Source organism: Ruegeria sp. YTSA075, assembly GCF_059610245.1.
In genome coordinates, this window is the sequence record NZ_JBXWNG010000002.1 from 34,995 (window position 1) to 49,688 (window position 14,694).

Consider the following 14,694-nt stretch of genomic DNA (forward strand, 5'->3'; position numbering starts at 1 on the left):
CGAACACCAATCAAACCCCCACGTAGGTCTGCGTGATTTCAGGGGTCAGGTCAGACATCTTTCCAGACCAGACGGTTTTCCCGCGCGCAAGGATCACGGCGCGGTCCGAGACCGAGGCAAGCTCGCGCAGGCTTTTGTCGATCAACAGGATCGCCATACCGGTTTCCGCCTTGATGCGGTTGATTGCGGCCCAGATTTCCTGACGGACGATAGGGGCAAGGCCCTCGGTCGCTTCGTCCAGGATCAGAAGCTGCGGATTGGTCATAAGTGCCCGACCGATGGCAAGCATCTGTTGCTCGCCGCCGGAAAGTGAAGCGGCAATCTGGGTGCGACGTTCTGCAAGGCGCGGAAACAATTCGGCGACCCTGGCAAAGTTCCAGGGGCCCGGGCGTGCGGCGGCGATCAGGTTTTCCTCGACGCTCAGGTCTTTGAAACAACGGCGTCCCTCGGGGACAAGCCCGATCCCCAGCCGGGCGACCTTGTGGCTGGGCAAGCTGTGCAGATCCTGTCCGTTAAAGCTCAGTCCGCCTTGTGCATCGATCATCCGGCAAATTGCCTTGACGGTTGTCGTCTTGCCCATGCCGTTCCGGCCCATCAAAGCGATGACTTCGCCTGCCTCAAGCTCAAGGTCGACACCGAACAAGGCGGGGACCGGCCCGTAGCTGGCGGTGAGGTTTTCAACACGCAGCAAGCTCATGCTTCTTCCCCCAGATAGGCCTGTTTGACCTCGTGTGAGGCGCGAATCTCTTCGACCGTGCCGGTCGCAATCACGCGCCCGTAGACCAATACGCTGATGCGGTCGGCCAGGGCGAACACGGCATCCATGTCATGTTCAACCAACAGGATCGGGGCCTCGCTGCGCAAGCCAGCAAGGAATGCGGTCATGGTTTTGGAGCCTTCGGCACCCAGGCCGGCCATGGGTTCGTCCATGACAAAGGCTTTGGGGTTCAATGTCAGCGCGACGGCGACCTCCAACTGGCGGCGCTGGCCGTGGCTGAGATTTGCGGTCACCTGATCTGCGGCCTCGGCCAGCCCGACGCGTTCCAGCGCACCCATGGCGCGGCTCATCAGGTTGGTATCCCTAATCGCAGGCTGCCATACCCGCCAGGGACGACCGGATTGACCAAGCGCGCCCAGCAGCGCGTTTTCCAGAACCGTATCTTCCATCGCCAGCGCCGATATCTGGAATGTCCGCCCCAGCCCCGCGCGCGCCCGTGCCGCTGTGCTCAACCCCGAGACATCGCGCCCGCCGAGGAGGACGCTTCCGCTATCGGGCGGCAGCCCGCCACAAATCTGTGCTATCAAGGTTGATTTGCCTGCACCGTTCGGGCCGATGATGGCGTGGATTTCACCTGGCCGCAGGTCAATCGACACATCGTCTGTCGCCCTGAGCGCGCCAAAGCTCTTGTGCAGATTGCGGGTTTCCAGAATTGGTTCAGACATGCGGTCCAGCCTTTCCGGTCAGAATGCCGATCACCCCGCCGCGTGCAAAAAGGACGATCAGCAGAAGGATGGCGCCCAGCCAGATGTGCCAGAAATCGGTGATTTCACCCAGAAAATGTTCCAGCGTCACAAAAAGTGCGGCACCAACCACGGGACCCATCAGCCGACCCACGCCGCCGATGATGATCAAAACGATCAACTCACCTGACAGCTGCCAGCTGAACATGGTGGGGCTGACGAACCGGTTGAGGTCAGCAAAAAGCGCACCCGCAAGTCCGGTGATCGCGCCCGAGACGACAAAAGCCAGAAGCTTCAGCCGCATCGGATTCAACCCAACGGTTTCAACCCGTGCCGGTGTCTGGCGTGCCGCGTTCAGTGCAAGACCAAAGGGTGAGTCGCGGAGCCTCCAGTAGATCAGCAGTGCCAGACAAAGCGCCGCAAAGCACAGGCCAAAAAACTGGATCGGGACCAGCGTGTTCAGACCGGGAAACCCGTTCCTTACATAAATTGAAAGGCCGTCTTCGCCGCCATAGGCGCTCCACGAGATTGAGAAAAAGAAAAACATCTGCCCAAAGGCCAGCGTGATCATGATGAAATAGACGCCGGTTGTCCGCAGCGACAGAACGCCGATCACCAGCGCGACCAGTGATGAGACGATGATCGCCGTCAGCCAGATCACGGGCATCGCGGTCGAACCTTCGATCGTCAGCGGCCCCAGTTGCAGCGGTGTGTAGGTCTGGGCGTGATAGGCCAGAATACCCATCGCATAGCCGCCAAGGCCAAAGAATACGGCATGTCCAAGGCTTACCAGCCCGCCGATCCCAAGTGCGATGTTCAGACCCACAGCGGCAAGAGCCAATACAACAGCGCGGGTTGCAAGCGTGATGGTAAAAGGTTCATCGGCGATGAGCGCCCAGCCTGGCACTGCTATGAAGCCAAGCAAAACGACGATGTTGATATGGCTTTCCCTGATCATGAGCGGGCTCCGAACAATCCGGTGGGTCGCCAGATCAAAACAAGACTCATCAAGACGTAGACGGCCATTGACGCCAGGGATGAACCGGTCTGCGTGGCGGGGCCCGGTTCCATGAACAGTTTGAAAAGCTGCGGCAGGAAGATGCCGCCCAATGTGTCCGTCAAGCCCACCAGAAGCGCCCCGATAAACGCCCCTTTGATCGAACCGATGCCACCAATAACGATCACCACAAAGGCCAGAATCAGAACCGGCTCGCCCATGCCAACCTGTACTGACTGGATTGCACCAACCAAGGCACCGGCCAAGCCGGCAAGCGCCGCACCCAATGCAAAGACGAGAGTGTAGAGTTTCGAGATATCAACGCCCAGGGCCGCGATCATTTCGCGGTCATTCTCACCGGCTCGGATCTGAATGCCGATACGTGTACGCGCCGTCAGCCACCACAGGCCCACGGCCACCAGCAGGCCCACCCCGATCAATGCCAGGCGATACAGCGGATACTGAATGCCACCGGGCAGCGTGATTGGGCCCGAAAGGTAGCTGGGTACGTCAAGGAACAAGGGGAACGATCCAAAGACCCAACGCGTGCCTTCCGAGAAAATCAGGATCAGCGCGAAGGTGGCAAGGACCTGATCAAGATGGGCCGCGCTGTACAGGCGCCGGATCACCACGATCTCAACCAAAGCTCCGGCCGCGGCTGCAGCCGCAAGGGCGGCCATCAGCCCCAACAGGAACGATCCTGTCGCACCTGCGACAGCGGCGGCTGCAAAAGCCCCCAGCATATACAGTGAGCCATGCGCCAGATTGATCAGCCCCATGACCCCGAAGATCAGGGTCAGACCTGCGGCCATCAGAAACAGCATGATACCGAATTGTAGCCCGTTAAGGATCTGTTCGATGATGAGGATCGTTGACATCAAAGCTTTCCCGTCCCGGATGCGATCCGAGAGATTGGTCGAAGATCAGGGAAAGATGCCCCGGGTCACATCCGGGGCATCAATTGCTTACATCTTGCAGTCAGCCGCATAGGCGTCTGCGTGGTTTTCCAGCGCGGCACCGAGGATCTTGTTGGTAAAGATGTCGCCCTCCTGAATCACTTCGCGCGCATAGATCGTCTGCATCGGGTGGTGGTTTGGCCCGAATTTGAAATCGCCGCGCGTGCTGTCGAACTCTGCGGCACGCAGTGCTTCGCGGAAGGCGTCAGCATCGTCCGGGCTTGCTTTCTCAAGCGCCGACAGGATGAGGTTTGCCGTATCGAACCCCTGGCTGGCATAGAGCGAGGGCAGGCGGCCATATTCGGCCTGAAAGCTCTCGACAAAGGCCGTATTGGTTGGGTTGTCGATGTCTTTGTTCCATTGGGATGTGTTGACCACGCCCAAGGCCGCCCCACCAACGGCTTGCAAAATGCCCTGGTCAAAGCTGAAGGCCGGTCCGACAACGGGCAGATCAACACCGCTGTCTGCATATTGCTTGAGGAAAGAAATCCCCATGCCGCCCGGTAAGAAGAAGAATACGCTATCCGCATCCGAGGCGCGGATTTGCGCGATCTCGGCAGCGTAGTCTGTCTGGCCCAGCTCGGTATAGAGCTCACCGGCCAGGTCACCTTCGAAAAAGCGTTTGTAGCCGGTCAGCGCATCTTTGCCAGCCGGATAGTTGGGCGCAAGGATAAAGCTTTTGCCATAGCCTGCGCGATTGGCATAGGCACCCGCCGCCTCGTGCAGGTTGTCATTCTGCCAGGCCACGTTGAAGTAGTTCTGATGGCATCCCTTGCCAGCCAGCGCTGAGGGGCCCGCGTTTGGTGACAGGTAGAACACGCCCTGGTTCACCGCCGAAGGCACAACCGCCATTGCGAGGTTGGACCAGATGATACCGGTCATGATGTCCACCTTTTCGGACTGGATCATCTTATCGGACAGTTGCACCGCGATATCGGGTTTGCGCTGGTCGTCTTCGATGACAACTTCGACATCGTCACGGCCGGATTGCGCAATGGCCAGCATAAAGCCATCGCGGACATCAATGCCAAGGCCAGCACCACCGCCTGAAAGCGTTGTGATCATGCCGATCTTGGTCTCGGCCAAAGCGCCCCCCGCCGTCATGGCAAGGGCGGTCGTCAAAGCAAGCAGTTTCTTCATGAGGTTTCTCCGTTTCCTGTTGGACAGTTGACCCAGTTAATCCGGGTTTTTCAGTTTGAATCTCTGGATCTTCCCAGTTGCCGTTTTTGGCAGGCTCTCAGAAAAAACAATAGAGCGGGGATACTTGAAAGGGGCAATCGTTGCCTTCACATGATCTTGCAGCATTTGCGCAATGTGTTCTCCGGCTTCGACGTCCCTGGCAAGAACCACATGAGCCTCGACAATATGGCCCCGCTCGGCGTCTGGCACACCAATCACAGCGCATTCCGACACAGCATCATGCGATAGCAGCGCGGCTTCGACCTCGGGGCCTGCGATGTTGTAGCCGGATGAGACGATCATGTCGTCATTGCGCGCTGCGAAATGGTAGTATCCGTCGGGGTCACGCACAAAGCTGTCACCGGTGATGTTCCACCCGTCCAAGACATAGTTGCCTTGTCGGTCGCCGCGCAGATACCGGCAGCCTGTCGGACCCCGCACCGCCAATCGGCCTACCTCACCGTCTGGAACCTCGTTTCCGTCTGCATCGACCACCTTGGCCTCGTAGCCGGTGACAGGTTTGCCGGTGCAGGCAGGTCGGTGATCGTTGAAACGGTTCGAGATGAAGATATGCAGCATCTCGGTCGCACCGATCCCGTCAAGCATCGGTTTGCCGGTTTTCTTGATCCATTCATCATAGACGGGTGCGGGCAAAGTCTCACCCGCCGAGACAGCTGCCCGCAACGAGGACAGGTCTGCACCGTCCTCCATCGCGCGCAGCATCACGCGATAGGCGGTGGGTGCGGTGAAAGATACAGTGGCCTTATACTTCTGGATGATGTCCATCATGTTGGGCGGCGTGGCCTGTTCCAGCAAGGTCGCTGTGGCCCCAAACCGCAGTGGAAAGATAGCAAGGCCGCCCAGCCCGAAGGTAAAGGCCAGCGGGGGTGAGCCGACAAAGACATCGTCAGGGACAACGCCCAGCACTTCTTTGGCATAGCCATCCGCGATGATCAGCAGATCGCGGTGGAAATGCATCGTGGCTTTTGGTGTGCCGGTCGAGCCTGAGGTAAAGCCCAACAGCGCGACATCATCGCGCCCGGTCTGAACCGCCGAAAACCGCACCGGTTTTTCCAGCGCAAGCTGATCCAGCTCGGCCTCGTGGTTCGAGGTGCCGTCAAACCCCGTGGCGCGCAGGCCCGGGCAGGCGGCGGCGCAGGTCTCCATCTCGTCCAGCAGGCGGGTATCACACAGGGCGTGGGTGATCTGGGCAAGTTCGACATATTTTTGCAACTCACTGGCCCGCAGCATGGGCATGGTGTTGATGACGACCGCGCCCGCCTTTGTCGCAGCCAGCCAGCATGCCACCATCGCCGGATTGTTGGCCGACCGGATCAGCACGCGATTGCCGGGCTGCACGCCCAGATCATCGACCAGAACATGGGCCAGCCGGTTGGTCCAGTCAGTCAGTTCCTTGTAGGTGCGTTGCCGCCCGTTTCCGATCAGCGCGGTGTAATCGCCGAAGCCCTTGGCCACCATGGCGTCGGTCAGCTCAACCCCTGCGTTGATCCATTCGGGATAGTCGAAACCGTGTAGATTGAACTCCGGCCATTGATCCGAAGGGGGCAGATTGTCCCGTGCGAACGTATCAATATGAGCGGATGGTCCAAGCATTATCGTCTCCCTTGAAAGGCCGAGGCGGTCTGGCGGGCGATGATGACCTTTTGCACATCACTTGCACCCTCGTAGATCCGCAAGGCACGGATTTCACGATACAGAGTCTCGACCGTTGCGCCTGATCGCACGCCTTCGCCGCCGAACAGCTGGACTGCTTTGTCGATCACCTGCTGGGCCTGATCCGTGGCGAACAGCTTGGCCATGGCGGCCTCACGCGTGATCTTGGGGGCCCCTGAATCGCGGGCCCAGGCGGCGCGATAGATCAGCAGGGCGGCGGCATCTATATCAACGGCCATGTCGGCGATATGGCCCTGCACCATTTGCAGATCAAACAAAGGTGACCCCTGCACATGCCGGGATGATACCCGCTCCAACGCTTCATCCAGCGCCCGTCGTGCGAACCCCAGCGCGGCCGCAGCAACCGTCGGTCGGAACACATCCAACACGGACATGGCGATTTTGAATCCTTGACCGCGCGCGCCGATCATGGCCGAGGCTGGGATACGACAATCCGTGAATCGCAAGGTCGCCAATGGGTGTGGCGCGATGGTGTCCAGTCTTTCGACCACCTCGAACCCGGGTGTGTCCGGGACAAAGACAAATGCAGACATCCCTCTGGCACCGGGCGCTTCGCCCGTGCGGGCAAACAGCGTGTAGAGATCGGCAATGCCGCCATTGGAAATCCAGGTCTTTTCACCATTCAGCACATAACTATCGCCATCACGGGTTGCCGTCATTGTGTTGGCCGCAACATCCGATCCGGACCCCGGTTCCGTTAACGCAAAGGCGGAAATGGCCCGTCCTGATCGGGTGAGCGGTAGCCAACGGGACTGTTGTTGGGCGGACCCGAACAAAGTGATCGCCCCGGTGCCAAGCCCCTGCATGGCCATGGCGAAATCGGCCAGCCCGTCGTGGCGGGCCAAAATCTCGCGGGCAAGGCACAGCTTGCGCACATCAAAAGAGCCATCCTGGCTGGAGGTTGGCGCCAGAACCCCAGCCTGACCAAGCTGTGCCACCAGCTGGCGGCAGGCTGCGTCGGTGTCGCTGTGATCGATGCGCAAACCGCTTGCGATCTCTTCGACATGGGCTGCCCAATCACGATGGGCATCGTTGAAAAACGGCCAGTGGAGAAAACTCTTGTCTGGCATCAGTCCCCCTCGAATACCGGTTTTTCTTTGGCAACAAACGCGTCATAGGCGCGACGGAAGTCGTTGCCTTGCATACAGATCGCCTGCGCTTGCGCCTCGGCCTCGATCGCCTGATCCAGGCTCATGTTCCATTCTTGTGCCAGCATGGTTTTGGTCATCGAGTTGGCAAAGGTTGGGCCGGACGCGATGCGCGCGGCCAGGGCAAGTGCATCATCTTCCAGCGTGTCGGAGGAACTGACCGAGTTGAAGAACCCCCAGCGTTCGCCTTCTTCTGCTCTCAACGTCCGCCCGGTATACAGCAATTCGGCCGCGCGACCCTGGCCGATGATCCTGGGCAACATAGCACACGCGCCCATGTCACATCCCGCAAGCCCGACACGGTTGAACAGAAACGCCACCTTGGCGTCTGGCCCGGCAATCCGCAGATCGGAGGCCATCGCCATGATCGCACCAGCCCCTGCGCAGACGCCATCGACCGCTGCGATCACCGGCTTGCCGCAATGGACCATCGCCTTGACCAGGTCGCCGGTCATCCGGGTAAAGGCCAACAGCTCTTTCATCGACATTTTCGTCAACGGTCCGATGATGTCATGCACGTCACCGCCCGAGGAAAAATTGCCGCCATTGGGCAGGATCACAACCGCACTCACATCATCCGAATAATGCAGCGCCCGGAACCAGTCACGCATTTCGGCATAGCTGTCGAAGTTGAACGGGTTTTTCCGCTCGGGCCGGTCATGTGCGATCCGGGCGATGCCGTTTTCTATCTCGCAGCGAAAGTGCTTTGTGTCTAACAGGCTCATGACTGCTCCTTCGCAGTTTCTGCTTTTTCCAACAGGCTGATTAGCATGTCGGATTCCGTAGCTGACAGCCCGCCTAACAACTCATTGACCCAGGCCTCGTGATGATGGGCAAGCCTATCAAAGGCCTGTTGGCCCTTGGGGGTCAGACGTGCCAGGTAGGCGCGGCGATCCCCGGGGATGGCCACACGCAACGCCAGCCCTTCTTCGGTTAGGCGATCCACAATTCCTGTCACGTTCCCGTTCGATACTTTCAGATATCCTGACAGCTCGCTCATTTTCAGGCCCTCGGGGTGGCGGGACAGCGCGGCAAGCACATCAAAACGCGGCAAGGTGGTTTCATGGCCATCGCGCAGGCGGCGGCGCAGCTCGGCCTCGATCCCCGAGGATGCTTTTAGCAGCCGCAGCCAAAGGCGCAGCCTTGTTTTTGAGATTGGTTCAGGTGTTGGGCTTGGGTGAGCCATCATACCTCACCTCCTGATAGGGACAGCGCGTGGCCGTTGATCGACGCCGCAGCGCTGGAGGCAAGGAACAGGGCTGTTGCGGCCACTTCGGACGGTTCAATCAGGCGGGCTTGCGGGTTGGCCGAGGTGATCATCCGTGTCGCCTTGCCCCGGTCAATCTCGAACCGGTTCATCAGCCCGGTAACTGCGGTCTCCGCCAGGTCGGTATCGGTGAAACCCGGGCAGATTGCATTGCAGGTGATCCCTTCGCGGGCCACGTCCAGTGCGATAGATCGCACGAGCCCAAGTACCCCGTGCTTGGCGGCGGTATAGGCCGGAACCGAAGGATTGCCCTTAAGCGATGCGGTCGAGGCGATGGCAATCAAACGCCCACCTGCGGTCATGGACTTCAGTGCCGCGCGAAACGTCAGGAACGTGCCGGTCAGATTAACGGCCAATGTGGTGTTCCAGTCCGCAAGCGACGTGTCGCGGATCTTGGCTGCGGGCCCACCGCCTGCATTTGCGATGATAACGTCAAACGGCGCTTCAAACAGCCCGTCGACTTGAGCTTCATCGGTCACATCCGCCTCGTGGCAGACAATAGACCGCCCGTCAGACGCCGCCTTGAGTACGTTAAGCCGCCGCCCGGTGATCGTGACGGTATCGCCCGCATCTGCAAAGGCATGGGCGATGGCCCTGCCGATCCCGGTGCCGCCCCCAGTGACCAGAACCCGCCTCATGACTTGGCCATTTCTGCGTCGCGGTCGGCAAGACGCCACGCTTGATCGCGGCCCGCGAGATAGGGCAGGGGCCAGTCGGGTGCGTGACGATCCCCGATTTTCGCAGCCTCGCGCAATGTCCAATAGGGATCGGCCAGATGCGGGCGGCCGATCGCCACCAGATCGGCGCGGCCTGCCATGAGGATCGAATTGGCGTGATCGGCCTCGTAGATATTGCCGACGGCCATGGTTTTCAGACCCGTCTCATTGCGAATGCGGTCACTGAATGGTGTCTGGAACATGCGGCCATAGACGGGTTTGGCATCAATCGTCGTCTGACCGGCTGAAACATCTATCAGATCCGCGCCGACTTGGGCGAAGGCGCGTGCAATCTTGACCGCGTCTTCGGGTGTCACGCCCTGATCGCCGACCCAGTCGTTGGCCGAGATACGCACCGACATCGGCTTGCCTTCCGGCCAGACCGTCCGCATTGCCCGAAAGACCTCCAGAGGCCAGCGCAACCGACTGTCCAGCGTGCCGCCATAGGCATCGGTCCGATGATTGGACACGGGCGAGATAAAGGATGAGATCAGATAGCCATGGGCCGCATGCAGCTCGATCATGTCAAACCCGGCCCGTTCAGCCATTTGGGCGGATGCCACGAACTGCGCCTTGATTTCATCCATCTCGGTCTGCGTGATTTCGCGCGGGGTTTCGTTCTGATCTGACCAGGCGATGGCCGAGGCGCTGACCAGGTCCCAATTGTTATGCGGCAGGGGCGCATCCATCTGTTCCCACCCCAGTTGGGTCGAGCCCTTACGCCCGGAATGCCCGATCTGGCAGCAGATCTTGGAGTCTGTTTCCGCATGTATAAAATCGGTCAACCATCGCCATGCCGTTTCGTGCTCGGGCGCATACAGACCGGGGCAACCCGGTGTGATCCGCCCTTCGGCCGAGACACACGTCATCTCGGTGAACACCAGCCCCGCGCCGCCCTTAGCGCGCTCGCCGTAATGGACCAAATGCCAGTCCGTTGGGCATCCATCGACGGCCTTGTATTGTGCCATGGGCGAGACGACGGTGCGAGATTTCAGGGCCATTTCGCGCAGTTTGAACGGCGCGAACATCGGCGCGCGTATAGGCGCATCGCCGGGCACGCCCGCCTGTGTCATGAACCAGCGTTCCGCACTCTGAAGCCAGGCACTATCGCGTTCGCGCAGGTTTTCGTGGCTGATCCGCTGGGATCGTGTCAGCATTGAATAGTTCAGCTGAACCGGGTCCAGAACAAAACACCGTTCGACAGTCTCGAACCATTCCATCGAGTTTCGCGCTGCCGATTGCAGGCGCAGCACTTCCAGCCGCCTGTCTTCCTCATAGCGCTCAAACGCCGCCTGCATACTGTTTTCTTTATGCAGCAGCTCGGCGAGTGAAATAGCGGATTCCAAGGCCAGCTTTGTCCCGGAACCGATGGAAAAATGTGCGGTCGCCGCCGCATCGCCCAGCAGAACCACGTTATCCTTGTGCCATCTTTCGCACAGCACTCGCGGAAACTGCAGCCAAGCCGAGCCGCGAATGTGATTTGCATTGGTCATCAGGCTGTGCCCGCCCAGATGGTCCTTAAAAATCTGTTCGCAGATTGCGATGCTGTCCTGCTGGCTCAGGTCGCCAAAACCATAGGCATCAAACGTGTCTTGCGAGCATTCGACAATGAACGTCGCCGTGTCGCCATCGAACTGATAGGCGTGGGCCCAGACCCAGCCCTTGTTGGTTTCTTCAAAGATGAATGTAAATGCATCGTCGAACCGCTGATGGGTCCCAAGCCAGACGAACTGACAATGGCGCAGGTCGATCTCGGGCTTGAACGTGTCGGCGAACTGCGCGCGCGTTTTGGAGTTCAGCCCGTCGCTGGCGACCACCAGATCGTAGTCTTTGGCATAGGTTTCAACATTGCCGACCTCGGTCTCAAACCGCAGGTCGACGCCCAGTTCGCGCGCCCGCTCCTGCAGCAGAAGCAGAAGTTTCTTGCGCCCAATCCCGCAAAACCCGTGACCTGAGGAGGTCAGGCATTGGCCTTTGTAGTGCAAGGCGACATCGTCCCAATAGGCAAAGTTCGCGCGGATTGCTTCGGCGCTTTTGGGATCATTCCTGGCGAGATTGTCGAGCGTTTCGTCCGACAGAACCACGCCCCAGCCAAAGGTATCATCTGCCTTGTTGCGCTCGATCACGGTGACCTCATGCGATGGATCACGTAGTTTCATCGAGATTGCAAAGTAGAGACCAGCGGGACCTCCACCCAGACATGCAATACGCATAAGGGCCGCCTTTTCACTTGTTCAGGCCCAGCATTCTTCAGCTTGATATTTATTTCAAGTATAAAATTTCAAGCTTCAACATTATGCGCGTGTATTCTCTGGTTCGCAAAACATGCCCATCCGCTTCGGCTATGCGCGATCGTAAGTAAGAGTTTAGCCGCACTGCTCTGGAGGGCTGTCCGCAGCTGAATCGGTCGGACGTTCAATGGGCTGCCCCCACGTCTAAGCCCCTAGCTAGAATTGGGTTTCGCAGCTTTTCGGGCTGCATTCAGTGCGGCCTCGAGTATCGACTGATCGCCAATGTGATTGGCCAGGATCAGGATCAATCGGGCGTTCAGCGCGTGGACGTCTGCTTCGTTCAACCCGTCATGGGCATTCAGCAGCGCCTCATAGAAATCGTCGCCATTGTCGAAGTTCTGGGTCAGGATCAGGTGTGACACGGTTTAGCCCCTCCCCGAGGCTTTTTGCATCGCTGTCTCAATGACACTGGGATCAAACTGTGGCCAACGACCGGCGACATGCTGATCGGGGCGGATCAACAAAATGACTGATTGAGCCTCGCCCAGATAGCGTTCGGCCAAATGGCCTGTGACGTTCTGCAAGGTAAGACAATCCAGTGACTGCTCAGCCACTTCTAGCTGCTTGGGTAGATCGCAATTCAGTGCGAGGATCGAGAATGTACCAGTGTTGAGACGATCCAGTAGAAACCCGTTTTCCAAAGGCGCATCAGGTAGCGGGCTGCCGGGTCGTGTGCAGGCTGGCCCATCGGGCACCCCGTCGTCACTATTCAGCGGCGAATGATCATAGGTGCAGGGCACCGACAGGCGGCCTGAATTCACCAAAGGGCGTGCGAAATCAAAATCGGTGACCAAATCAAGCACCGCATCGCGGAACAACGCATGCGCAGGGTTCCGAGGCGTTAGAAAATCAGCGCTGCGGCTGGAGTTTTTGATGTTCTCCATGGCGCCATGCTTGCGTTCGGTATGGTAGCTGTCGAGCAACGTATCTGGCGCATCGCCCTGGATTACTGCTGCCAGTTTCCAGCCAAGATTGTCGATATCCTGAATGCCGCCATTGCAGCCGCGGGCACCAAAGGGGCTGACCTGATGGGCGCTGTCGCCTGCAAAGAATATCCGACCATGGCGATAGTCTTTCATCGTGCAACAACGGAACGTATAGATTGATGACCAGACCGGCTCGAACTCGACGTCTTCCCCGATCATCGCCGATACACGGGAGGCGACCTTATCAGGGTCCAGTTCGGCCTTGCGATCAATGTCCCACCCAAGCTGGAAATCAAGTCGCCAGACATTGTCGGGCTGCTTATGCATGAGGGCGGTTTCACCGCGATTGAAGGGGGGATCAAACCAGAACCGACGCTCGACCGGGAAATCAGCCTTCATCTTGATATCGGCGATCAGGAAGTTGTCCTCGAACACGCGACCTTCGAAACCAAGCCCCAGCATCTCGCGCGTGGGCGAACTCGCACCATCGCAGGCCACAAGGTAGTCGGCTTCGATCTGATAGGGCCCGTCCGGGGTATCGACATCCAAAAGGATGTGATCTTGGTTTTGTGTCAGCGCGGTAACCTGGTTCTGTCCGCGAATCTCAATCGGTGCGCCTAAAGCCTGTTGGCGGCGAATTTCCTCGATGACGAATTGCTCAAAATAGGGTTGTTGCAGGTTGATGAAGGCGGGGCGTTTGTGGCCTTCTTCTGGCAATAGGTTGAACGAATATATTTCTTCCGTGTCACGGTAGACCCGGCCCAGATTCCAGACCACGCCTTTCTCCACCATCGGATCGCCACATCCAAGACGGTCGCAAATTTCCAATGTTCGCTTGGAAAAGCAAATCGCGCGGCTGCCCATGCCCACTCCGTCATGGTCATCCAGGACAAGGCAACCAACGCCTTTTTTACCAAGATCCAGTGCAAGCCCCATCCCAACGGGGCCACCACCCACGATCACAACCGGATGGCGGTTGGGTCTGGGTTCGTCCTGATCGGGGACCCTTTCATAGGGATAAAGCTGAAAGGCCGTTTGATATCGCGCTGTAACCATGGCGGTTTACCCCTGCAGGGCCTCCCACATGTCCAGATCGCGCTGGGCGGTCCAGATCCGGGGGGTGTCGATGCCGCGAGCCTCGTCATAGGCGCGCGCGACGTTGAAGGGCAGGCAGTGTTCATAAATGGCATAATCCTTGAACTTTGGATCACATTCGGCGCGCACCGCATCCCACGCGTCTTTGAGCGAGCCGCCCTTCGCAGCAACAGGTTTCACCGCATTATAGGTGCTGTCTACAAAGTCGCGGGTATTGGCTAGTGCCGCATCGACCATCTGACGCCCGACCAGCGCATCCCCACGTCCGGGAGCAATACTTTGCGGATTGTAGGATTTGACCGCATCCAGTGTTGCGCCCCAATCTTCGAAATGGCCGTCACCGCAGTAGCAGGCCGAGTGATATTCAACGATATCACCGGTGAACATCGTCTGGCTATCGGGCACCCAGATGATGCTGTCACCCGCCGTATGCGCTCGCCCGATCTGCTTGATGACAACCTTGCGGTTGCCCAGATAGACGGTCATTTGATCGTTAAAGGTTGTTGTAGGCCAGGTCAGACCGGGGATGCTTTCATGTCCTTCGAACAGGCGTGGGAAACGCTGAAACTCGCTGTCCCAATCTTCCTGCCCGCGCTCCACAACCATGGCGCGCGCCGCATCGGACATGATGATCTGATCTGCACCAAAGGCTGAGGCCCCCAACACACGCACAGCGTGGTAGTGGGTCAGAACCACATGTGAGATTGGCTTATCGGTCACGCTGCGCACGCAGTCGATCACCTTTTGTGCAAGGCGCGGGGTGGCCTGAGCCTCGATTATCATGACACTGTCGTCACCGATGATCACGCCCGAATTCGGATCGCCCTCGGCAGTAAATGCATAAAGCCCATCGCCGATCTCGGTGAAAGAGATATTCTTTTCGGACATATCCCCTTGGCTTGCGAATGCTTTTGCCATGATCGGCTTCTCCCTCTTGCAACCGCACGTTTGAACGCTGAACGG

14 protein-coding genes are annotated in these 14,694 nt (G+C 58.7%); all 14 read right to left on the bottom strand.

The genetic code is table 11. The features are described 5' to 3' along the window. Positions 1-10: 10 nt before the first annotated feature. The 14 genes from AC2FGE_RS03305 to AC2FGE_RS03370 all read right to left on the bottom strand — a co-directional run bounded on the left by AC2FGE_RS03305 (position 11) and on the right by AC2FGE_RS03370 (position 14,649). Positions 11-697, bottom strand: coding sequence for an ABC transporter ATP-binding protein (locus AC2FGE_RS03305; protein WP_496817767.1), 687 nt, complete (start codon positions 695-697; stop codon positions 11-13). Continuing rightward, entirely contained in the window at positions 694-1,443 is a 750-nt protein-coding gene (locus AC2FGE_RS03310; RefSeq protein WP_496817768.1) for an ABC transporter ATP-binding protein, read from the bottom strand. The genes AC2FGE_RS03305 and AC2FGE_RS03310 overlap by 4 nt, the downstream gene beginning before the upstream one ends. Further along, the gene (locus AC2FGE_RS03315; RefSeq protein WP_496817769.1) at positions 1,436-2,419 is read right to left on the bottom strand and encodes a branched-chain amino acid ABC transporter permease; all 984 of its coding nucleotides are present in this window, start codon (positions 2,417-2,419) and stop codon (positions 1,436-1,438) included. Before AC2FGE_RS03315 ends, AC2FGE_RS03310 begins: the two co-directional genes overlap by 8 nt. Then, positions 2,416-3,336 (bottom strand): branched-chain amino acid ABC transporter permease, encoded by a 921-nt coding sequence (locus AC2FGE_RS03320; protein ID WP_496817770.1) that lies wholly within the window; start codon positions 3,334-3,336, stop codon positions 2,416-2,418. Before AC2FGE_RS03320 ends, AC2FGE_RS03315 begins: the two co-directional genes overlap by 4 nt. Before the next feature lie 87 nt (positions 3,337-3,423). Further along, complete coding sequence (locus AC2FGE_RS03325) at positions 3,424-4,554, bottom strand: ABC transporter substrate-binding protein (RefSeq protein WP_496817771.1); 1,131 nt, start codon at positions 4,552-4,554, stop codon at positions 3,424-3,426. Between the two features lie 36 nt (positions 4,555-4,590). After that, a complete protein-coding gene (locus AC2FGE_RS03330; RefSeq protein WP_496817772.1) occupies positions 4,591-6,207 on the bottom strand; it encodes an AMP-binding protein in 1,617 nt (538 codons plus the stop codon). Beyond that, positions 6,207-7,358, bottom strand: coding sequence for an acyl-CoA dehydrogenase family protein (locus tag AC2FGE_RS03335; RefSeq protein WP_496817773.1), 1,152 nt, complete (start codon positions 7,356-7,358; stop codon positions 6,207-6,209). The genes AC2FGE_RS03330 and AC2FGE_RS03335 overlap by 1 nt, the downstream gene beginning before the upstream one ends. After that, entirely contained in the window at positions 7,358-8,161 is an 804-nt protein-coding gene (locus tag AC2FGE_RS03340; protein ID WP_496817774.1) for an enoyl-CoA hydratase family protein, read from the bottom strand. The genes AC2FGE_RS03335 and AC2FGE_RS03340 overlap by 1 nt, the downstream gene beginning before the upstream one ends. After that, a complete protein-coding gene (locus tag AC2FGE_RS03345; protein WP_496817775.1) occupies positions 8,158-8,625 on the bottom strand; it encodes a MarR family winged helix-turn-helix transcriptional regulator in 468 nt (155 codons plus the stop codon). Before AC2FGE_RS03345 ends, AC2FGE_RS03340 begins: the two co-directional genes overlap by 4 nt. Next, entirely contained in the window at positions 8,622-9,341 is a 720-nt protein-coding gene (locus tag AC2FGE_RS03350) for an SDR family NAD(P)-dependent oxidoreductase (RefSeq protein WP_496817776.1), read from the bottom strand. Before AC2FGE_RS03350 ends, AC2FGE_RS03345 begins: the two co-directional genes overlap by 4 nt. Further along, positions 9,338-11,632, bottom strand: coding sequence for a bifunctional salicylyl-CoA 5-hydroxylase/oxidoreductase (locus AC2FGE_RS03355; protein WP_496817777.1), 2,295 nt, complete (start codon positions 11,630-11,632; stop codon positions 9,338-9,340). Before AC2FGE_RS03355 ends, AC2FGE_RS03350 begins: the two co-directional genes overlap by 4 nt. 230 nt (positions 11,633-11,862) lie before the next feature. Beyond that, positions 11,863-12,072 carry a DUF2783 domain-containing protein gene (locus AC2FGE_RS03360; protein WP_496817778.1) on the bottom strand — a complete coding sequence of 70 codons (210 nt, stop codon included), beginning with the start codon at positions 12,070-12,072 and terminating at the stop codon, positions 11,863-11,865. A 3-nt stretch (positions 12,073-12,075) separates the two neighbouring features. After that, the gene (locus tag AC2FGE_RS03365) at positions 12,076-13,692 is read right to left on the bottom strand and encodes an FAD-dependent oxidoreductase (RefSeq protein WP_496817779.1); all 1,617 of its coding nucleotides are present in this window, start codon (positions 13,690-13,692) and stop codon (positions 12,076-12,078) included. Between the two features lie 6 nt (positions 13,693-13,698). Beyond that, on the bottom strand, positions 13,699-14,649 hold the full coding sequence (locus AC2FGE_RS03370; protein ID WP_496817780.1) for an MBL fold metallo-hydrolase: 951 nt from the start codon (positions 14,647-14,649) through the stop codon (positions 13,699-13,701). Positions 14,650-14,694: the final 45 nt, after the last annotated feature.